Source organism: Kribbella sp. NBC_01510, assembly GCF_045040325.1.
In the GTDB taxonomy this organism is placed as follows: Bacteria; Actinomycetota; Actinomycetes; order Propionibacteriales; family Kribbellaceae; genus Kribbella.
Genome location: NZ_CP109418.1, coordinates 2,684,228 through 2,703,550, shown reverse-complemented (window position 1 = coordinate 2,703,550; position 19,323 = coordinate 2,684,228). Strand labels below are relative to the sequence as shown.

Here is a 19,323-nt window from a genome sequence, read left to right as displayed (position 1 = left end):
CCCGGGCGGGCGAGGTTTGACGAATCTAGTTGATTCGGCAGTCAATCAGCAACGGATCACGGCTGAGTGCGGTCGCCGGGGCGGACGAGGCCGGTTTCGTAGGCGAGGACCACGGCCTGGGCGCGGTCGCGGAGGCCGAGCTTCGCGAAGATCCGGGCGACGTGGGTCTTCACGGTCGCCTCGCTCAGCGTCAGTTCGGTGGCGAGCTCGGAGTTGGACAATCCGTGGCCCATCAACGTGAGGACCTCGACCTCCCGCGGCGTCAGCGCGGCGAGGTCGCGGTGGATCGCGGGCTGGGCCGGGGCCGGGATCGCGAACCGCTCCACCAGCCGCCGCGTGATCGACGGAGCCAGCAGCGCGTCGCCGGTGGTGACCAGCCGGACGGCTGCGGCGAGGTGCTCAGGGGTGACGTCCTTCAGCAGGAACCCGCTGGCTCCGGCGGCCAAAGCGGCGTACACATAGCGATCCAGGTCGAACGTGGTGAGGATCAGGACGCGGCAGTCGGTGGGCTCGGCCAGGATGCGGCGGGTCGCCTCGAGACCGTCCATCGTCGGCATCCGGATGTCCATCAGTACGACGTCCGGCCGCAGCCGGCGGACCGCATCGACGGCCTCGGCACCGTCGCCGGCCTCACCGACGACCTCGATGCCACGCGCGTTCAGGATCATCCGGAACCCGGTCCGCACCAGGGCCTGGTCATCGGCGATCACCACTCGAAGGGCGCTCGTCACAGGCGCTCCAGCGGGATCTTCGCGCGGACGCGGAACCCGCCACCCAATCGACGCCGCGCATCGAGATCGCCGCCGTAGACGGCCACCCGCTGCCGCAACCCCAGCAGTCCGTGCCCCTCGCCACCACCTGACGGTGCGCGGCCTCCGGTCAGCACGCTCGGCCCGGTGTTGAGGATCTCGACCCGCAACGCGTGGTCGGCGTACCGCACCGTCACCTCGGCCTTCACCCCGTCGCCATGCTTGAGCGCATTGGTCAGCGCCTCCTGGATGATCCGGTACGCCGTGACGTCTACCCCGGCCGGAAGTGGTCGAGGGTCCCCCGAGATGCGCACCTCCACCGGCAACCCGGCGAATGCGATCCGGTCGATCAACGGACTGAGCCGGCTCAGACTCGGCTGTGGGGCCAGTCGCTCGTCCTCCTCACCACTGGCCGACGGTGCGAGCAGGCCGAGCAGATGCCGCAGTTCGGCCATGGTGTCGCGGCCGGCCGCTTCGACCGCGAGCAATGCCGCCTCGGCTTGATCGGGCTGGGTCTCCAGCACATGCCGCGCTGCACCGGCCTGGATCACCATCACGCTGACGTTGTGGCTGACGATGTCGTGCAGGTCGTGAGCGATCCGGGCCCGCTCCGCGTCGACCGCGGTCTGCGCGGCACTCTCCCGTTCGCGCTCGAGCAACCACCCGCGTTCCTCCAAGGCGCGGGTGTGCGCCCGCCGCGCCCGGAGAAGGGCCACAGCGAGCGCCGCTGCGGCCAGGCAGGCCACCGCGGCGACGAGCAGCCAGATCGTGGTCACGAGAACCACTGTCCCAGGGGCGTTCCGGATTCCGCATCATCCGCTGGTGGCACGCCGTACATCTCCAGGATGAGCAGGCGCGGACAGTACGCCGGCAGGCTGACGTCAGACGGGTGCGGGCGGTCCTAGCGTGAACGCATGACGGATGACGAAGGCAACGGACAGGTGGTCGTGCGGCTGACCGACGTACGCAAGGAGTACGGCGACTCCGTCGCACTGGACGGGGTGTCGCTGGAGATCCGCGCCGGCGAGGCGGTCGCCGTCATGGGACCGTCCGGCAGCGGCAAGTCCACGCTGCTCAGCATGGTGGCCGGGCTGGACCGGCCGACCTCGGGCTCCGTCGTGGTGCACGGCGACGACCTCGGCACGCTGGACGAGAAGGGCCTGGCGCTGTACCGACGCCGGCGGATCGGCATGATCTTCCAGTTCTTCAACCTGCTCGACGACCTGTCCGCCCTCGACAACGTCGCACTGGCCGCGCAGCTGACCGGTACGTCGGCCCCGTCCGCCCGGAAGCGCGCCCTCGAACTCTTCGACGAACTCGGCATCGCGGACCGCCGGAACATCTACCCGGCCCAGCTGAGCGGCGGCGAACGGCAACGCGTCGCCGTCGCCCGGGCGCTGATGAACCGCCCCGCCGTACTGCTGGCCGACGAGCCGACCGGTGCCCTGGACACCCGTGCGGGCGAACAGGTCATGGACCTCCTGCTGGACCTCAACCAGATCGGCCAGACCCTGCTGCTGGTGACGCACGACCAGCAACTCGCGACGCGCTGCGCCAGCCGGGTGATCGAGTTCGTCGACGGGCAGATCGCGGGCGAGCGCAGCCTGGAGCGTACGTCGTGAGCGCCGTGTGGCCGGTGTCGCGAGCAGCGGTACGGCGACGCCGGATGCAGACCATGGTGATCGGTGTGGTTGTTTTGCTGTCGACCACGATGATCGTGGTGGCGCTGGGATTGCTGGCCGCGTCGAGCAGGCCCTTCGACCAGGCGTACACGAAGCAAAGTGGTGCACACCTGGTGGCGTCGTACGACAGAAGCAAGGTCAGCGACGCCCAGCTCACCAGCGCGGCGCAGAGTGCCGCGGCTGTAGCCGGACCGTTCGAGCAGGCCACGCTCGACCTGAGTTCGACGCGGATCATGGGGATCCCGCTCTCCCTGGTGGCGGTGGGACGGGCAGATCCCGGCGGCCCGGTCGACCGCCTGAACGTGTGGAAGGGGCGCTGGGCGGACAAGCCGGGCGAGATCGTGCTGAACCGGAACCCGACCGACTCCACTGGCCGTGGTGCGCCGACGGTGGGTTCCACAGTGACCGTGGCCGGCGGTCAGCGGCTGACCATGGTCGGATTCGCCTACAGCGTCAGCGGATCGGCCGATGCGTGGGTCACGCCGGCCCAGATGACTTCGTTGAAGCCGACGTCTACGCAGATGCTCTACCGCTTCGCCCAGGCCGCGACCAACGCACAGGTGTCTGCTGGTCAGTCCGCAGTGACCGCCGGTCTGCCTTCCGGTGCGCTGGTGGGCACTCAGTCGTACCTTGCGCTGCGAGCACTCGCCACGGGCGAACCGAACACGTTTGTGCCGTTCTTGATGGTGTTCGGCTGGCTCGGGCTGGCCGTCGCCGTGCTGATCGTGGCCAACGTGGTCAGTGGTGCTGTGGTCGCCGGCTTCAAGCACATCGGCGTACTCAAGGCGCTGGGGTTCACACCTACGCAGGTGATGACGGTCTATCTGGCCATGGTGTCCATTCCGGCGATCGTCGGCTGCGCTATCGGCACTGTGCTGGGCAATGTGCTCGCGGAGTCCTTGCTGACAAGGGCTTTCGAGAACTATGGCGCGGGCGGCATCGGCGTACCGGTCTGGGTGGACGTGGCTGCGATGCTCGGCGTACCTGCGCTGGTCGCGCTGTCCGCTCTGGTGCCTGCATTGCGAGCGCGGAGTCTGTCGGCGGCTGAGGCGATCAGTGCGGGCAGTGCACCACGGGCCGGGCGTGGGTTGCGGGCGCAGCGGTGGCTGAGTGGTACTCGGTTGCCGCGGGCGGTGAGCCTAGGTCTTGGGCTTCCGTTCGCCAGGCCGGCGCGTACGGCGCTGACGCTCGCGGCCGTCGTACTGGGTGTCACGAGCGTGACGCTGGCGGTCGGGCTCGGGAAATCCTTGACGACCTACCAGACCGCCGCGAGTCGGGTCGGTGCGGTTGACCTGGCGATGTTCGGAGGTGTCCCGGACGGCGGGGCACCACCTCCAGGTGAGGAGGCCCCACCGGGCGCCAAGCTGAGTGACGCGGCTGACGAGGCGTTGCTGCGGTCCACTCCGGGTGCGTCGTCGGTGACGGCGAGCCGGGAGCTGGATATGCGGCTGGCCGGGACGAATACGGATCTGCGGGTGTCGTTCTACCGCGGGGACTTCGAGACGCTCGGCTATCGGATCCTCGACGGGCGGTGGTTCGACGGTCCGGGGCAGGTGGTGGTGTCGGAGCGGTTCCTTCGCCAGCGTGGGTTGGCGGTTGGGGACACAGTCACGTTGCAGGCACAGGGGAAGAGCGTCCAGGTGCGGATCGTCGGTAAGGCGCTCTACAACTCGGGTGACGAGGTGTTGTCGAACTGGCAGACCTTGGCGCTAGTGGCCCCGACCATGCGCGCCTCGCTCTACGAGATCAACCTCAAGCCGGGCACGGATCTGGACGCCTACGTCAAGGCCGTGCAGGCGGGCGACTCCGGACTGCAAGAGACCTCCGGTCAGGACGCGGGCAGCTTCGTCGCGATCGTGCTGGCAACCGTCGTACTGCTGACTCTGATGCTGGGGACCGTGGCTGCGCTCGGCGTCTTCAACACCGTCGTCCTCAACACCCGCGAACGCCGCCGCGATCTCGGGATGCTCAAGTCGATCGGCATGACGCCCAGCCAGGTCACGCTGATGGTTGTGACGTCGATGACTGCTCTGGGCGCGATCGGCGGCCTGCTGGGCATCCCCTTGGGGATCCTCGCGCACCGCTTGGTCGTCCCCGCGATGGCGAACGGCGCCCAGGTGGCAATGCCCGCCTTCATGCTCGACGTCTACCCGCTGTCGCTCCTGGCCCTGCTGGTCCTCGCCGGCATCCTCATCTCCGCCGCCGGCGCCTACATCCCGGCCCGCTCCGCCGCTCACACCACCATCGCCGAGGTTCTCCACAACGAGTGACTGTCGGTTCCCGCTGATAGGAAGACCGGCATGACTGATCGGGCGCGAGTGGTGGTGTCGGTGACGGCGTCGGTGGATGGCCGGGTGACGCTCGGGCGGGATCGGCTGCTGCTGTCCGAAGAGGCCGGGTCGATCTGGCGATCGATCTGGCCCACGGGCGCGGATGCCGCCTCGGCCGCGCGTACGGCGCTCTTGGAGGAGCTGTACGCGCCGACGGCGATCCTCGAGGGCAGCGGCACCTTCGTCACCCCGGACGCCGGCCCGCTCGACCTTCCGCCGGCGGATCACGTCGAGTTGTACGAGGACTACCTGCCCGCAGTGCCGCCGAACCACAGGAAGTGGTTCACAATCGTCGACAGCCGAGGCCGTGTGCACTGGGACATGAAGGGCGGCGACGGGACCGATCTCCTTCTGCTCGTCGCCCGCACGACACCCGCGTCGCACCTTTCCTATCTACGCCGGGAGACCATCCCGTACCTGGTCGCAGGCGAAGACCGAGTCGACCTTTCCCTTGCACTGCAGAGGATGCGCGACGTCCTCGGCGTCACCTGCGTCATCTCCGAAGCCGGCGGCGGCCTGAACGGCGCCCTCCTCCGAGCCGACCTGATCGACGAACTCCACCTCGTCCTCCTCCCCACCGCCATCGGCGGCGCGTCGGTCCCATCCATCTTCGACGGCTCCGAACTCCTCCCCGACACCCTCCCCACCGCCCTGCACCTCCTCTCCACCAACACCACCCCCGACGGCGTCCTGTCCCTCCGCTACGAGGTCATCCGGTGATGCCCGCGGAGCAGGTACTCGAGCTCCTGGACCTGCTGGACGCTCGGGGCATTGATGTCTGGGTCGACGGCGGCTGGGGGGTCGACGCCCTGGCCGGCCGGCAGACGCGAGAACACGGCGACCTGGACCTGGGAGTGGTTCGACCCCACCTCGACACGGCGATAGAGGTGCTGGGAGCGACCGGCTACGCGGTGACAGACGCCCGGTTCGTCGAAGTGACTGTGCAGCTCACGCACGCGGAAGGGCACCGAGTAGACCTACATCCCAGTACGCCGATGCCCGGCGGCGGCACCGAGCAGACCGACTTCGACGGCAACACCTTCCACATCCCACCGCCGGAGATCGGGCGGATCGCCGGTCGCGAGGTGCGCTGCCTGCCGTTGAGTGCGCAGTTCCACACCCACCAGGGCTACGACCTACGCCCGCAAGATCACCACGACCTCGCGTTACTCAATCAGGTGGTGTGGGAGCGGGCCTCGGAGAAGCACGTTCGGGAGTACGACGAGTTGCTGGCGGAGGCGCGGGGGGATGGGCTGCTGGAGCGGCGGGAGGTGGAGTTGCTTGGGCCGGTGCTCGCGACAGGGCCGGTCGTGGTGCATTTTCAGAGTGGGCATGGACTGGATGACGTTGGGCTGGTGAAGGCGGGGGCCCGGCTCGTGGTGGGGGTGGACTACAGCTCGGTGGCTGTCGGTGCGGCTCAACGGCGGGCTGTCGAGCTGGGGGTGAGTTGCCGGTACGCCGTCGCCGAGGTGCCCGGCGTACCCGTGCGAGACGGGTGCGCAGATCTCGTGTACACGGGTAAAGGCGCGTTGATCTGGATGCGTGACATCGCCGCGTGGGCTCGGGATGTGGCACGGGTACTGCGGCCAGGTGGACACCTCTTCGTGTACGAGGCTCACCCCGCCGTCCCGCTGTGGACGTGGGACGAGGACGAGCCGCGGATCCGGCCGGACCGCAGCTACTTCGCCGAGTCACACGTCAACGACACCTTCCCCGGCAACGGCGCCCGCGAATGGCAATGGAACCTCGGCCAGATCGTCACCGCGATCACCACGGCCGGCCTGCACCTGCAAGTCCTCGAGGAGTACGCCGAACCCTTCTGGCGACCCCAGGACGGCACCACCGCGGCCGCGTGATCCGGCCGGCTCCCCAACTTGTTCGGGCTACTGGCCCGCCGCCCGGCCGCGGATCACTAAGTATTCGGCGGGTACGACGACCTGGCTGGAGCTTGACGTGTGGTGCGGGTGAAGAGGTTGATCAGGTCGGCACGGAGGGCGGGCCAGCGCCGACCGACCAGGCGAGCGCAACCCGGCCGGCCGCGACGGCCTCGTCGTACATGAGGACCTCCTACCCCGCCGGCCGACGCCGGCACAAGAGCTCAGAGCAAGGGCAGCAGCGCGGCCTCCTCACGATCCAGGTGGGCGTTGAGGAGGGCGACGATGCGGTCGACCTCGGGCAGGAGATCCGGCTCGGGTCCTATGACCAGCTTCTCCAGTTCGGCCAGGTGTATGGCGATCTGGTCGTGTTCGGACTGGAGTACGGCGATCTCGTCCGATAGCTCGGGGTGTTGTTCGAGCGTGGCCGGGAAGAGGCCGCCGGATTCGCCGGTGTGGTGATAGTGCAAGCCTTGGCACACCGTGAGGCAGTTGACGCGGAGCTGCGCGCCCAGGCCCGCGGTGCCGGATGTCGCGACTTCCTCGCGGATCAAGGTGAGTTCCCGGCGGAACGCGGTGTGGATGAGCTTGAGGGCATCGGCGAACGAGCCACGATCGCCGGTGGGCGGGCCTGGCTGCGGGACGAGGGCGACGACCGGGATGGTCCGGGTGGTGCGGGTCTGGTAGTCACCCCAACCCGAGTCCGCCTCGACGAGTCGCGCGAAGACCTCGTCGCGCTCGGCGTCCCGCAGTACGACCGCGGTGGCTGGGTAGGTGAAGAGGCCGGTCTCCACGGTGACCGCCGGATCGGCGATCAGGTTGTGGTACCAGTCGGGGTGCTTGGGGCCACCGCCGGCCGAGCCGACGACGAGGACCCGCTCACCGTCCGGGTAGTACCCGAGGAGCGTGGTGTGCGGCCGGCCTGAGCGTGCGCCGGTGGTTGTCAACAGCAACAATCTGGCGTCGGTGAACGGGCCGCCGACCTGGCCGTCGTTCGCCCGGAACTCCTTGATGATCTGTTCGGTGAAATCGTTCAGTGGTCGCTTCTCTCGTGAGCTGGGGGTGGAAACCTTGCCGACAGAGAGAAACGAAGGCGGGCCCCGAACGGCCCTCCCGGCGCTCAGAACGCGCCCGGGCACCCAACTCGTGCATGGCCCATGGCCGACCCGGCAGTCACGCGGAGCATCCTAACCACCCACCAGGCCAAACCCGAGGAGAGCCCGTGATCCGGGCACCCATCAGTCTGGTGTGGGCTGCACATTGTGGGTCAGATGAGTCACTCGGCCGGTGAGGTAGCGCAGCGGTCCTTGAGGCAACTGCCAGACGGCGCTGACTCGGCCTGGCACCGGCCGTCCGTCGATGACGGTCCAATCCTGCACAGGAGTGCGCCACTCTGCGCGGACCAGTCCTCCGGCCAGGTCGGCGTACCGGTCGGTGGTGCTGAAGTCGCAGGGCGCGCCCCGTTCATCGAGGAAGACCCTGGCGCGGACGGTACGCCCGGCATCGGTGAGGGCCACGTCGAAACTGTGCCCATCGACCGGCTGCCAGGACGTCGCCGGGCCAAGCAGCAGCGAGGGCGCGAGCAAGATCGCATCGTTGAGGTAGGTCGTCAGCTCACCGATGTCGAACTCATCTCCCTGGCCGTCTGCGACAACGATCCTGTCGAGCAGTTTGCCGAGCATGCGACCGTGCCCGTGCAGATAGGTGTCAGCGCCGACCATCGGCACGACGCGGGCGAAACGCAGCCGCATCACGAAGATGCGGGCGACCTCGATGCCGGAGTTGTACTGCCAGGCTTCGGCGGGCATCCAGCCAAGCCGTGGCCGCAGCCGGAACTTCCCGACGAACCGGGCCCGGAAAGACCACTCCCGTGGCCGGCCGACCACGCCCATGAAGCGCAGGTAGCGCTGAACGACCTCCGGCATCCCGGCCAGGTCGGCGTCGGTTACCAGTGCCTCGTCACCGGTGCCGGCGGGCAGCCCGGCGGCTTGGACCGCCTCGACGAGTCGACGGCTCAGGCGGTCCCGGCCCCAGCCCGCGGGCGTGTCATGTGTTGTTGTCATCACGGTTCCTGCGGCGAGGCGAGAGCGGCATGGCTGGTCCTGTGCGTGCTGAAATCAGGTGGTCTTCTCCACCCTTCACCAGCGGACGTCGCGGCAGTAGGGACGAACGTCCTCAGTTGCGCCACTTCGTAGACAATGTCCAGGTGACCAGCCCCCCGCTACGTGATCGCCTTGTTCAGGCCGGGATCGAACTGCTCGAGGAAGAGGGGCTCGCGAACCTCACTCTGCGCGCCATCACCCGGCGCGCGGGTGTCTCCCACGGCGCTCCCCGCCGGTACTTCCCCACCCACAACTCCCTGCTCGCCGCGATCGCCGCCACCGGCCTCGCCGACCTCGCCTCCCGGCTCGTGCCACAGGACGGCGACAAGGAGGCTGACGAGCTGTTGATCGAGGCAGCGCTGCGCTATCTGGACTTCGCCGCCGAACGCCCAGGCATGTTCGAGCTGTTGTTCCGGCACGACCTGCTGGCAGGTGCCGGCGGCAACCTCCGGGCGACGTCACTGCCGCTCTTCCAGACCTTCGTCGACCTGGTCGCCCAGGTCCGGCCGACCGACGCGCAAGCACGCGCGACCGCCCTCTGGACCAACGTCCACGGACTCGCCACCCTCCGCGCGACGAACGCCCTCGAACTCCTCGGTACGACGGACCTGACGCCGATGGTGAAGCACGTCGTACGCGTCCACCTCAGCTAGCGCGCAGAGCGCCGTACAGATCCCGCACGAAGCAGGTATGTCCGGGATCAGATCATCCAGGTGAGTCCGATGCCTTCACCGCCGACCGCCCACGCGTCGTGATAGCGCGCGCTCAGCCCGGTCCCCTCGACCAACTCGGCCCGCTGGTCGCGGCGGGTCGGGTGGCAGACCGGCAGTGATCCGCCTACCCAGTGTCGTTTGCCAGGTGCTTGATGTAGCTGGGATGGGGGAATTTGGCAAGGTGTTGGAGAAATCATTTCGGGAAGGCGCGAAAAAACCTCACGAATGCTGTAACGGCGGCCACACAGGGACGATAAACGGGTGAGCGACCCGGCAGGGGGGCCTAGCGGGACGCTCCGGTGTTTCTTCGGGACCACCGCATGTGGAGGGGGGCCTCGCAGGTGCTCGCCCGGGGCGGGGTGAGCACCTGTTCGAGGCTTCAGCCCTTGATGCCCACGTTCGCCATTCCCTCGACGAACCGCTTCTGGGCGAACACGAACAACACGATCATCGGCAGCGTCGCGAGCGCCGTACCCGCCATCAGATACGGCCACTGGATCTCGGCCGGGTTCTGCGAGAAGATCGCCAGCCCCAGTTGCAGCGGGCGCATCGTGTCCGACGTGGTGATCATCAGCGGCCAGAGGAAGCCGTTCCAGGCCGCCTCGATCTGGAACACGCAGATGGTGATCAGCGCCGGCTTGATCAGCGGGGTCATGATCCGCCAGAAGATGCCGAACTCACTGAGCCCGTCCACCCGGGCCGCCTGGGCCAGCTCGTCCGGCAGGGAGACGTAGAACTGCCGGGCCAGGAAGGTGAACAGCGGCGCCGCCCCGAGCGGGATGATCAGACCCCACCACGAGTTCAGCCAGCCGATACCGCCGTGGCCGAGGATGTTGTTGCCGCCGAACAGCGGGATCGACTTCACGATCATGAACAGCGGCACCAGGATGATCTGGAACGGCACCAGCAACAGCAGGATGAAGTAGTTCAGCAACATCTTGCCCCCGCGCAACGGCAGCTTCGCCAGCGCGTAGCCGGCCGTCGTACAGACCGCGAGGGTGAACGCGGTCTCGCCGACCGCGATGAACAGGCTGTTGCGGAAGTACCGCAGGAACGACGCGGTCTGCATCGCCTCGGTGAAGTTGCGCCAGCGCAGCTCTTTGGGCAGCCAGCTGAACGTGGCGATCTCCAGATTGTTCTTGAACGCGGTCAGCAGCATCCAGACGAATGGCGTGATCATCAGGATCGCGCCGACCAGCAGCACGACGTACAGCAGGATCCGGCCGGGCCGGAACGCCGACGGCTTGCGGGAATCCACCGCCGGCAACGTAACGCTAGTCATTGGCATCCGCCCTCTGGATCAGGCGCCCGACGCTGATGAAGGCCGCGATCACGAGCATCATGATCACGGTCTCGGCGGACGCGTAGCCGAGTTTCAGGTCCTGGAACGCGTTCTGATAGATGTCCATCACCAACACCCGGGTCTCCGAACCCGGACCGCCCTGCGTCATCACGTAGACCAGGTCGAACACCTGGAACGTGCCGACGATCGAGGTGATCAGCACGAAGAACTGCACCGGACCGATCGCCGGCCAGGTCACGTTGGCGAACTTCTGCCAGCGGTTGGCGCCGTCCAGCTCGGCCGACTCGAGCAGGTCGCGGGAGACGCCCTGCAGCGCGGCCAGGTAGATGATCACCTTGGTCCCGAGGCCCTGCCAGATGCCGACCACCATCAGTGACGGCAGCGCGGTCGCCGGGTCGGCCAGCCAGCGGTTCGGCGCGAACCCGAACAAACTGAGGAACCCGTTCGCCAGCCCGGAGCCGGGGTTGTAGATCCACAGCCAGATCGTGGCCACCGCGACCGTCGCGGTCACGGTCGGGATGTAGAACGCGGTCCGGAAGAACCCGAGTCCCTTGATCCTCTGGTTCAGCCCGATCGCCACCGCGAGCGAGATCGCCATCGAGATCGGGATCACCACGATCGCGTACAGGACCGTGTGCCACAGCGACGCCTGGAAGTCGACGTCGCGGAACAGCTCGGAGTAGTTGCCGAAACCGACCCAGGACCAGGTGTCACCGAAGCTGTAGTCGGTCAGACTCAGCACCAGTACGGCGACGACCGGGATGACGATGAAGATGCCGGAGTGGAGCAGGGCCGGGGTCAGCAGGGCCCAGCCGGTCCGGACCTGACTGCGGAGCAGCGTGCCGCTGTCCTTGGCCGGAGCTACCTTGCGCGGGGTGTCCAGTGCTGGACGTTCAAGTGTTGTGCTCATCGGGACTGTCCTGCCAGGTCGGCCAGCGCCTTGGCGGGATCCTTCTGTCCGAGGACCGCCTGGGTGAGCTGGATGTCGAAGTTGCCGCGCATCTCGAGCCAGTTGGACGGCACCTCGTTCTCGTTGACGGCGTACTGCAGGCCGTCGGCGACGAACTGGCTCAACGGGTTCGATTTCGCCTGCGGCGAGTTGCTCGCGTCCGGGTAGGCCGGGATCTTCTTGTTCAGCTTGGCGATCGCGTCCAGCGTGTCCTTCTTGGTCAGGGTCTGGATGAAGGTCCAGGCCGCGTCCTTGTGCCGCGCGCGTGACCCGATCGACGCCAGGTCGCCACCGACGTACTCGATCTCCTTGCCGCTGTTGAAGCGGAAGAACTTCAGGTCGTCGCAGTTCTTCTGGCCGATGCCCTTGTCCGAGCAGTCGACGCCGCCGTTGACGATCCCCATCGCGGCCTCACCGGTGAGCACGAGGGGTTGCTGGGCGGCGTTCGCCTGGCCGTACGGCTGGACGTTGTTGATCATCGACTTGATCCACAACAAGGTGTCCAGGCCCGCCTTGTTGTTGAAGTTCGGTTCGCCGCCCACGTAGAGCGGCGTACCGGTCGAGGCCAGGAAGGTGGTGAACGACTGCCGGAAGCCGGTGGCCGACGCGAGGTCGAAGCCGCTGCGGGTGATGTTCCCGTTCTTGTCCCGCTTGGTCAGCTTCTCGGCCGCGGTCTTGATGTCGGCCAGCGAGGTCGGCGGCTTGTCCGGGTCCAGGCCCGCTTCACGGAACGCACTCTTGCGCAACGCGACCGCGCGGGTGTCGGCGATCAACGGAAAGGCGTACAGCTTGTTGTCGTACGTCGCCGCCGGGATCAGCGCCCCGAGGCTCTTCTGCTTGATCACGTCTGGGGTCACGCCGTACTTGCCGAGATCCTCGAAGATCCGCTTCGACGCGAACGGCTGGACCCAGCCGACGCCGGTGACCATCACGTCGTACGGGATGCCGGCCGCGATCGAGGTGGACAGCTTCTCGTTCAGATTCTTGTACGTCGCGAAGTCCGGCTCGACCTTCATCTTCGGATAGGTCCGGTGGAAATCGTCGACGACCTTCTGGAACTCCTCCCGGCCCTTGGTACTGGGCGGGAAGGACGGGAGCAGCACGCGCAGCGTCCCGGTGGCCTCGGCCGGCGGAACCCCGTCCGTACTCTTGTCGATCACCCCGTTGCCACAACTGCTGACCACAACGCTGAGCGCTGCGGCCAGCAAGGTCAGTCCCACACCACGTCTCACAGGGGAACTCCTTCGCTGCCGAACCTGTTTCGGCCGGGTCCGGCGGACCGGACCACCACCCAAGTGCAGCGAAAGTATGGGAAAGGGCTTTCCTCGTCAAGGCCTCAGAGCTCGAATGATCAAATCCGATCACTCCCGGAACTAGATCGATCAAAGTTCCGTCCAGAGGGCGCGTCAGCGGTCTGCTGGGAGTGCGCTCACCAGCAGGAACAGATCAGGTCTGGCGGCCCGGATCCTGGCGCTCTTGCCCCGCAGTCGTGGTCGTGCGACGGGAGCCTTGCTGAGCGGCGGGCAAGCGGGTCGCCGACCGCAACGGCTGCGACCCGCCCAAGCCAGCCCGCGCCGCAGCCGCCAGATCAGGCGGCAACGCCGGCCCCCGAGGCCCGCTGGCTCGCATCGGCTCCTGAGGCCCACTGGCCGGCCCTCGACCCTGAGCACCTCGATCCTGAGCCTGCCCTTGAGCAGGCCCCTGCCGACTCCCGCGATTCTGCTCCACCCCGGCCGCCCGCTGCACCTGCTGCTCAGGGGCCGGCATGTTCCACTGCTGCTTGAGGGTCCGGATCTCGTCCTGGCCTGCGCGGGCGGCGGCCGCGCCCGCCTTGGCGGACTTCCGGCGAAGCTGATCCCCGTCCAGCTTGCTGAGATCGTCGACCCCGGCGAACGCCGGCTTCATCGCCGCCTCGATCCGCCGGACGGACGCGTCCCGCTCCTGGTCCGGCACCATTCCCGGGAGCTCGCTGTTGTCGTACAGAAGTTCGGCTGCAACCCGGAACTTCTGCTCGGCGTTGACGACGGCAAGCCTGCGGACGGCCTCCTCGGAGCCCAGACCGGTGTCGCGTCCGATCGCCTCGGTGAATCTCCGCGCGGCCGGGGTGAACTGACGGTACGACGGGTCCGCGTCCGCCGAGCTGATCCCGGGCGCGACCTCCTCGAGCCCGAGGTCGTCGATGTAGCGGTTCAGGTTGTCGTAGCTGTGGACCTCGGTGACGCCCTCCTCCAGCGCACGCACGCTGGGGTCCTTGAACGCCTGCATGGCGTCCTTGTGGTCGCTCCCCTCGGCCGCGAGGAGGTGGGTGTTCTCGTGGAACACCGTCTTGACCGCCTCGCGGTACCACTGCAGCGTCTCGGCGTCCTGGTTGTGGACGCGAGCGTTGGCGAACATCTCCTTGATCGGAGCGTTCACCTTCTCGTCGTTGTACTCGACCGTGTTGTCCCACGTCACCGCTCCGCGAACCTTGCGTTCGGGTGCGGCGGCGACCTGCCGACCGTTCCAGGACGAGTGGTGCGCACCAGAAACCCGGACGGCGGACCTGGCCTGCTCCGCCATCAGCTCCTGGTAGCTGGTGACTTTCACCTGCTGTCGGGTTCCAGGGCCAGAATCAGCATGTACAAGGATTCGTTCAGCTCGAGGATCGGCGCCTGCTCGGTGCGCGGGACGCTCTCGGCGATGCGGTTGATCTCGGCCATGCCGGCCTCGGCGCGGGCGATGCGTTCGGCTGGAGTGCCGTCGCCGACGCCGGCAGCGGAGTGGATCCGGATGGCTTCCATCATCGCCGGGGAGATCGGGGGGCCGTCGGCGGCTTCGGACAGGATGCCCTCGATGTCGGCGATGTCGTTCTCCGCGGAGCGGCGGTCGGCGGGGTCTTCGATGGTGGCGGCGAGGTCTTTCAGGCGGATGACCGCGGCCGGTAGCCAGTCCGGGAGTGTTTCGGCGTCGAGGACGTCGAAGACCGGGTCGTACTCGGTCCGGAACTGGTCGTAGTCCATGTCCTGCCCTTCGTCCTGGTAGCGACCTTCGAATTTACCTGGCCGAGCGGCCAACGGCGGCTGGTTCGAGCGCGCCGCAGGAGGTTCGGATGTTGAGGTGGGGCAGGAGGCTGAGGTGCTGGACGGGTCCGGGTGTGGACTGGAGTTTGCGCAGCAGGAGCTCGCAGGCCGTCTCGCCGAGGGCGTACTTGGGCGGGCAGACCGCCGTCAGCGGTACGACGGCCAGGGCGGCGGTCACGTCGTTGTAGGCGATCACGGCGAGGTCGTCCGGAACGCGCAGACCGCGCTCCATCGCGCGCTCGACCAGGCGGGCGCCGTGCTCGTCGGAGTGCACGAGCACCGCGCGGCTCCCGAACGCCTCACACTCGGCCAGGAACGCGTCCAGCTGCGCGAGCGCCGAGGGATCGTCACCGGCAGCCGGCAGATCCACCGGCGACAGGAACACCTCGACCCCGAGCGCCGCCGCGGCCGTCTCGATCCCGCGCCGCAGCCAGTACGCCGTCACCGTCGCCTGCAGGTTGATCGCGATCCGGCGGTGCCCGAGCGCCGCGAAGTGCCGCAGCGCCAGCATCGCGCCGTACGCGTGATCGGTGCGGACGTGGTCGTACTCGCGCGCCACCTGCGGGAACCCGAACGCCCGCTCCATCAGCACCACCGGTACGTCGATCTCGTCCAGCCGGGCGTCGAGCTTGTCCGCGTCCCCGTCGCCGAGCGCGGTGCTGATCAGCAGCCCGGCCACGCCGATGCCGAGCACCTTGTCGATCCGCTCCCGCTCCATCACCACGTCGTACCCGGACACCCCGAGCACCAGGCGGGCGCCGTACCGGCCGGCCGTCGCCTCGGCGCCGCGGATCACGTCGGAGTAGTACGTCGCCGCACTCGGTACGACGATCCCGATCGTGAGCCGGCTGCCCTGCGCCTGCTGGTCGGCGGGGCCGGCCCCGATCGCGCCGCCGTGCACCCGCCGGAGCAGGCCGCTCGCGTCCAGTTCAGCCAGGTCCCGGCGTACTGTGATCGCGGAGACGCCGAGCTCGGCGACCAGTTCGGCCACCCGGAGCCGGCCGTGCCGGCGCAGGCTCCGCAGGATCAGCTCGTGGCGCTCCGGTGCAAGCATGCGGTCCCCTGTGATCTCGGGTGATTGTTTGTGATCATACGATCAACCAGCGCCCACGCGGAACGAGGAGGCAATCGGTGGCTGTTCCCCCACGTGATGGCAGCGTCGGCCGAACGAACACCGTGATGGCGAAGCTGTCGACGATCGGCGACCTGCTGATGCTGCAGCTCGTCTTCCTGGTGCTCGGCTTCGGGATCATCACGCTGTTCCCGGCGGCGTTCGCGCTGCAGCGGGTGCTGCCGGACGCGATCAGCCAGGACCGGCCGCAGTTGCTGCGGCGGTACTTCAAGGAGTTCGGCTGGGCGATGCGCCGGTTCTGGCTGACCGGTTTCGGGCTGTACGCCGGCGGCGTGATGCTCGCGTTCGGGATCTCGTTCTGGGCGTACTCCGGTGGTGCGGCGCGGGTCTTCGCGCTCGCGATCCTGATCCCGCTGACCGGGATGATCCTCGGCCTCTACCTGAGCGGCCTCGCCGTCCTCCCGGACGCGCCGGAGACAGCGACCATGAAAACGGTCTTCCGGTCGGCGAACCTGTTCCTGCTCCGCCGCCCGATCCCGGTCGCCGGCGGGGTCGTCGTACTGCTCACCTGGTTCGCGCTCGCGTCCCAGGTCCCGACGCTGCTGGTGGTCGGATCCGGGCTGGTGCCGGCATTGACGGCGTACTGGCTGTCGCGGGTGCGTCGGGAAAAAAGTTCTGAGGACGTGTCAATCTGAGGGCTCCGAGTTCGACGTAAGGGTGTAAGGCCCAAACGACGGACTTCAAGGAGACATAGACATGTACGCGACGACCGACTCCCTGGCGACTCCGCCGGCCGCGCAGGGCGGCCGCTCGCGCTGGCTGGCCCTTTACACACTGTGCGCGGGCATGTTGATGATCGTGCTCGACGTCACCGTGGTGAACGTGGCCCTGCCGGCCATCCAGGACGATCTCGGCTTCACCAGCTCCTCGCTGGCCTGGGTGGTGAACGCCTACCTGATCGCGTTCGGCGGCCTGCTCCTGCTGGCCGGTCGCCTCGGCGACCTGCTCGGCCGGCGGAACATCTTCGTTGCCGGACTGATCGTCTTCACCGCCGCCTCGGTGCTGTGCGGGCTGGCCGGGTCCCAGGAGGTGCTCGTGATCGCCCGGTTCATCCAGGGCGTCGGCGGTGCGCTGACCTCCGCGGTGATCCTCGGCATGATCGTGACACTGTTCCCGGAGCCGCGGGAGCAGGCCAAGGCGATCGGTATGTACGCCTTCGTGGCGTCGGCCGGCGGCTCAATCGGTCTGCTCGCCGGTGGTGTTCTGACTCAGGCGATCAGCTGGCACTGGATCTTCTTCGTCAACCTGCCGATCGGCGTGCTGACCACCGTCCTGGCCGTCAGGCTGATCGAGAAGGACAAGGGTCTCGGGCTCGGCCGCGGCACCGACGTACCGGGTGCGGTGCTGATCACCGCCGCGCTGATGGTCGGCGTGTTCACCATCGTCAAGCCGGCCGCCGAGCTCGGTTGGACCGCCCCGCGGACTGTGGTGTTCGGTGTAGTAACGCTGGTTCTCCTGGCGGGCTTCATCGTCCGTGAGGCGACCGCCGCCAACCCGCTGGTCCCGCTGCGGATCTTCCGTTCCCGGACGCTGACCGGTGCGAACCTGATCCAGGCGCTGTCCGCGTCCGGCATGTTCGGCATCTTCTTCCTCGGTTCGCTGTACCTGCAGCGAGTGCTCGGGTACGACGCTCTCGAGATCGGACTGGCGTTCCTGCCGACCACTGTGGTGATGGGACTGCTGTCGGTGAGGTATTCCGAGAAGCTGGTGATGCGGTTCGGTCCGCGCCGCCCGCTGATCGCCGGACTGTCGCTGATCGTGGTCGGATTGGCGCTGTTCACGCAGGCTCCGGTTGGTGGCAACTACTTCGTCCACGTGCTCCCGGTGCTGGTCCTGCTGGGTCTCGGCGGCGGCATCTGCTTCCCGGCGCTGATGGGCCTGTCGATGGCCGACGTCAAGCCCGAGGACGCGGGCCTGGCCTCCGGCCTGATCGGCACCATGGGCGAGGTCGGCGCCGCCCTCGGCCTGGCCATCCTGGCAACGCTGTCCGCCACCCGCACCGCCGCGGTCGCCGACACCAAGCCCGCCCTGGAGGCCCTGACCGACGGCTACCACCTCTCCTTCGCCGTAGCCGCCCTCATCGTCGCCGCCGCGGTAGCCATCGCCATCACGGTGATGCGCCCCACCAAGCAGCAGGCGACCGAGGCTGACACGGAAGAGAACCTCGCCCTCGACGCAGCCTGACACCTAACGAGACGAGGGTTCGCCGTCCACGTCGGACGCCGAACCCTCGTCGACGTTTCGATGCCGCCGACGACCGCTCAGCCGGCTCGATACACCCAGCACAAGACCTAGCGGTGCGGCTATGAGCAGGCTCGTGCGTACTGCGAAGAGATCGGACAGGAACAGAAGACCCAGGAAGACGACGAAGCCCGCAGTCAGAACTGATGCCAACCCTTCGTGCTCACGGGTCCACCGCTCGAACCGCCCGTCGTAGAAGCCTCTGGGCGCGATGGCAACAAAGCCCGTGAGCAGCAACGACCACGTCGCCCAGAGGTAGTCGTGCCAACCCGCTGCCTCCGGTAACGCGTAGAGGCAGACGAGCAGAATCGACAGCGCGAACAGCCGCACCGTCCGACCGGGTCTTCTCAGACTCCAACTCGCGAACGTCTCGTGCCGGTGTTTGAGCACCGAAGCCACCCGCGCCAAGACGGTCATGTCTGATCCGACGATGGTCGTGGCGTGCTCCGTCTCCAGACGACACCAACCACAGCCAGCCCGGCCGCGACCGGAAGAGCAACCGCCGCGCTGAGCCTGCGGTCCAGGAAGTACCTCAGGAGAAGGAAGCCACTGCTCCCGATCACCGCGAGCGCGACGAAGCAATCCAGCACCGGATGGGCCCGCTCCCAACGGCCGATGCGGTCGACCACAGCGGGCGCGATCGCCGCCGGAAGTAGCACCATGGTGAAGAGGACGGCCGCCAGCACATTCTCGAACCGATGGTGGAGCACCGCGCGGACGACGAGCGCCGCCACCATCACCAAGCTCCACCCCCGCATCAGGCCGCGCGGCGGTACGAGTGTGCGCTCGACGAACCGGTCGATCTGCCCCATGTGATCCCCTCCCCGAGGAGATGGTCGCATGTGGCGGGCTCCGGCGTGCGAGTCCGCCATACCGCATCCCACGGACCAGATGATCATTTCCATGGGTGCGCGGCCCGGTCCGGAGGCGTGCCCCGCACCGCCCTCGGTCGGCGTCGGCAGGCTTGAGGAGTTCTACCTCTCGTTTCGGGCGCGCAGCGCTTCCCCAAGCCAGCCAGTCCTCCCTGTGCCACGGGTCACCGCTGGCGGCGGGATCGGCGCGCACCGAAATAAAGCGCAGCTCGACAGGACGTATACGCCCACTGCCGTCCACCGCCCACCTGAGGACACCGCGAATCCGGCTCGATTGCCGGATACCTCCTGTCGAGCTGCCCACGTCACTGATCGGC

General features: G+C 67.8%; 19 protein-coding genes. 7 read left to right on the top strand and 12 right to left on the bottom strand.

Going from position 1 to position 19,323, the window contains the following annotated elements:
- Positions 1–56 precede the first annotated feature (56 nt).
- Positions 57–731 carry a response regulator gene (locus tag OG558_RS13510; protein ID WP_405070550.1) on the bottom strand — a complete coding sequence of 225 codons (675 nt, stop codon included), beginning with the start codon at positions 729–731 and terminating at the stop codon, positions 57–59.
- Positions 728–1,525, bottom strand: coding sequence for a sensor histidine kinase (locus tag OG558_RS13505; protein WP_405070549.1), 798 nt, complete (start codon positions 1,523–1,525; stop codon positions 728–730). Before OG558_RS13505 ends, OG558_RS13510 begins: the two co-directional genes overlap by 4 nt.
- Positions 1,526–1,663: 138 nt before the next feature.
- Between OG558_RS13505 and OG558_RS13500 the strand changes: the two genes are divergently transcribed.
- From OG558_RS13500 to OG558_RS13485, 4 genes are read left to right on the top strand one after another with little or no spacing between them, the layout of a single operon-like run.
- On the top strand, positions 1,664–2,371 hold the full coding sequence (locus tag OG558_RS13500; protein WP_405070548.1) for an ABC transporter ATP-binding protein: 708 nt from the start codon (positions 1,664–1,666) through the stop codon (positions 2,369–2,371).
- Positions 2,368–4,701: an FtsX-like permease family protein gene (locus OG558_RS13495; protein WP_405070547.1), complete on the top strand. Its 2,334-nt coding sequence runs from the start codon at positions 2,368–2,370 to the stop codon at positions 4,699–4,701. Before OG558_RS13500 ends, OG558_RS13495 begins: the two co-directional genes overlap by 4 nt.
- 30 nt (positions 4,702–4,731) lie before the next feature.
- Entirely contained in the window at positions 4,732–5,481 is a 750-nt protein-coding gene (locus tag OG558_RS13490) for a RibD family protein (protein WP_405070546.1), read from the top strand.
- Positions 5,481–6,617, top strand: a complete 1,137-nt coding sequence (locus OG558_RS13485; RefSeq protein WP_405070545.1) for a nucleotidyltransferase domain-containing protein — start codon at positions 5,481–5,483, stop codon at positions 6,615–6,617. Before OG558_RS13490 ends, OG558_RS13485 begins: the two co-directional genes overlap by 1 nt.
- Positions 6,618–6,859: 242 nt before the next feature.
- Here the strand turns inward: OG558_RS13485 and OG558_RS13480 are convergent, their stop codons facing one another.
- On the bottom strand, positions 6,860–7,648 hold the full coding sequence (locus tag OG558_RS13480) for a nitroreductase/quinone reductase family protein (RefSeq protein WP_405072157.1): 789 nt from the start codon (positions 7,646–7,648) through the stop codon (positions 6,860–6,862).
- Between the two features lie 225 nt (positions 7,649–7,873).
- Positions 7,874–8,698: a DUF6544 family protein gene (locus OG558_RS13475; protein ID WP_405070544.1), complete on the bottom strand. Its 825-nt coding sequence runs from the start codon at positions 8,696–8,698 to the stop codon at positions 7,874–7,876.
- Between the two features lie 143 nt (positions 8,699–8,841).
- On the opposite strand from OG558_RS13475, the gene OG558_RS13470 reads away from it, so the two are divergent.
- Positions 8,842–9,390, top strand: coding sequence for a TetR/AcrR family transcriptional regulator (locus tag OG558_RS13470; RefSeq protein WP_405070543.1), 549 nt, complete (start codon positions 8,842–8,844; stop codon positions 9,388–9,390).
- Between the two features lie 439 nt (positions 9,391–9,829).
- Here the strand turns inward: OG558_RS13470 and OG558_RS13465 are convergent, their stop codons facing one another.
- The 6 genes from OG558_RS13465 to OG558_RS13440 form a co-directional block, all read right to left on the bottom strand.
- Positions 9,830–10,708, bottom strand: coding sequence for a carbohydrate ABC transporter permease (locus OG558_RS13465; protein ID WP_405070542.1), 879 nt, complete (start codon positions 10,706–10,708; stop codon positions 9,830–9,832).
- Between the two features lie 16 nt (positions 10,709–10,724).
- Positions 10,725–11,663 (bottom strand): carbohydrate ABC transporter permease, encoded by a 939-nt coding sequence (locus tag OG558_RS13460; RefSeq protein ID WP_405070541.1) that lies wholly within the window; start codon positions 11,661–11,663, stop codon positions 10,725–10,727.
- Positions 11,660–12,934 (bottom strand): extracellular solute-binding protein, encoded by a 1,275-nt coding sequence (locus OG558_RS13455; protein WP_328525252.1) that lies wholly within the window; start codon positions 12,932–12,934, stop codon positions 11,660–11,662. The genes OG558_RS13460 and OG558_RS13455 overlap by 4 nt, the downstream gene beginning before the upstream one ends.
- Positions 12,935–13,148: 214 nt before the next feature.
- Positions 13,149–14,288 (bottom strand): hypothetical protein, encoded by a 1,140-nt coding sequence (locus OG558_RS13450; RefSeq protein WP_405070540.1) that lies wholly within the window; start codon positions 14,286–14,288, stop codon positions 13,149–13,151.
- Positions 14,285–14,701, bottom strand: a complete 417-nt coding sequence (locus OG558_RS13445) for a hypothetical protein (protein WP_405070539.1) — start codon at positions 14,699–14,701, stop codon at positions 14,285–14,287. Before OG558_RS13445 ends, OG558_RS13450 begins: the two co-directional genes overlap by 4 nt.
- Positions 14,702–14,735: 34 nt before the next feature.
- Positions 14,736–15,815 carry a substrate-binding domain-containing protein gene (locus OG558_RS13440; RefSeq protein ID WP_405070538.1) on the bottom strand — a complete coding sequence of 360 codons (1,080 nt, stop codon included), beginning with the start codon at positions 15,813–15,815 and terminating at the stop codon, positions 14,736–14,738.
- Between the two features lie 77 nt (positions 15,816–15,892).
- On the opposite strand from OG558_RS13440, the gene OG558_RS13435 reads away from it, so the two are divergent.
- Positions 15,893–16,528, top strand: a complete 636-nt coding sequence (locus tag OG558_RS13435; RefSeq protein WP_405070537.1) for a DUF624 domain-containing protein — start codon at positions 15,893–15,895, stop codon at positions 16,526–16,528.
- Between the two features lie 61 nt (positions 16,529–16,589).
- Positions 16,590–18,077: a DHA2 family efflux MFS transporter permease subunit gene (locus tag OG558_RS13430; RefSeq protein ID WP_405070536.1), complete on the top strand. Its 1,488-nt coding sequence runs from the start codon at positions 16,590–16,592 to the stop codon at positions 18,075–18,077.
- 3 nt (positions 18,078–18,080) lie between these two features.
- Here OG558_RS13430 and OG558_RS13425 read toward each other — a convergent pair whose 3' ends face one another.
- Both OG558_RS13425 and OG558_RS13420 read right to left on the bottom strand, forming a co-directional pair.
- A complete protein-coding gene (locus OG558_RS13425; RefSeq protein WP_329483543.1) occupies positions 18,081–18,464 on the bottom strand; it encodes a hypothetical protein in 384 nt (127 codons plus the stop codon).
- Positions 18,465–18,547: 83 nt separating this feature from the next.
- Positions 18,548–18,946 carry a hypothetical protein gene (locus tag OG558_RS13420; protein WP_405070535.1) on the bottom strand — a complete coding sequence of 133 codons (399 nt, stop codon included), beginning with the start codon at positions 18,944–18,946 and terminating at the stop codon, positions 18,548–18,550.
- Between the last annotated feature and the right edge of the window lie 377 nt (positions 18,947–19,323).

Excerpts from the sequence above, each read along its gene's own strand:
- OG558_RS13430 (WP_405070536.1), top strand. The coding sequence starts at position 16,590 with ATGTACGCGACGACCGACTCCCTGGCGACTCCGCCGGCCGCGCAGGGC.
- OG558_RS13475 (WP_405070544.1), bottom strand. The coding sequence starts at position 8,698 with ATGACAACAACACATGACACGCCCGCGGGCTGGGGCCGGGACCGCCTG.
- OG558_RS13445 (WP_405070539.1), bottom strand. The coding sequence starts at position 14,701 with ATGGACTACGACCAGTTCCGGACCGAGTACGACCCGGTCTTCGACGTC.
- OG558_RS13440 (WP_405070538.1), bottom strand. The coding sequence starts at position 15,815 with ATGCTTGCACCGGAGCGCCACGAGCTGATCCTGCGGAGCCTGCGCCGG.
- OG558_RS13485 (WP_405070545.1), top strand. The coding sequence starts at position 5,481 with ATGCCCGCGGAGCAGGTACTCGAGCTCCTGGACCTGCTGGACGCTCGG.
- OG558_RS13460 (WP_405070541.1), bottom strand. The coding sequence starts at position 11,663 with ATGAGCACAACACTTGAACGTCCAGCACTGGACACCCCGCGCAAGGTA.
- OG558_RS13500 (WP_405070548.1), top strand. The coding sequence starts at position 1,664 with ATGACGGATGACGAAGGCAACGGACAGGTGGTCGTGCGGCTGACCGAC.
- OG558_RS13490 (WP_405070546.1), top strand. The coding sequence starts at position 4,732 with ATGACTGATCGGGCGCGAGTGGTGGTGTCGGTGACGGCGTCGGTGGAT.
- OG558_RS13420 (WP_405070535.1), bottom strand. The coding sequence starts at position 18,946 with ATGGGGCAGATCGACCGGTTCGTCGAGCGCACACTCGTACCGCCGCGC.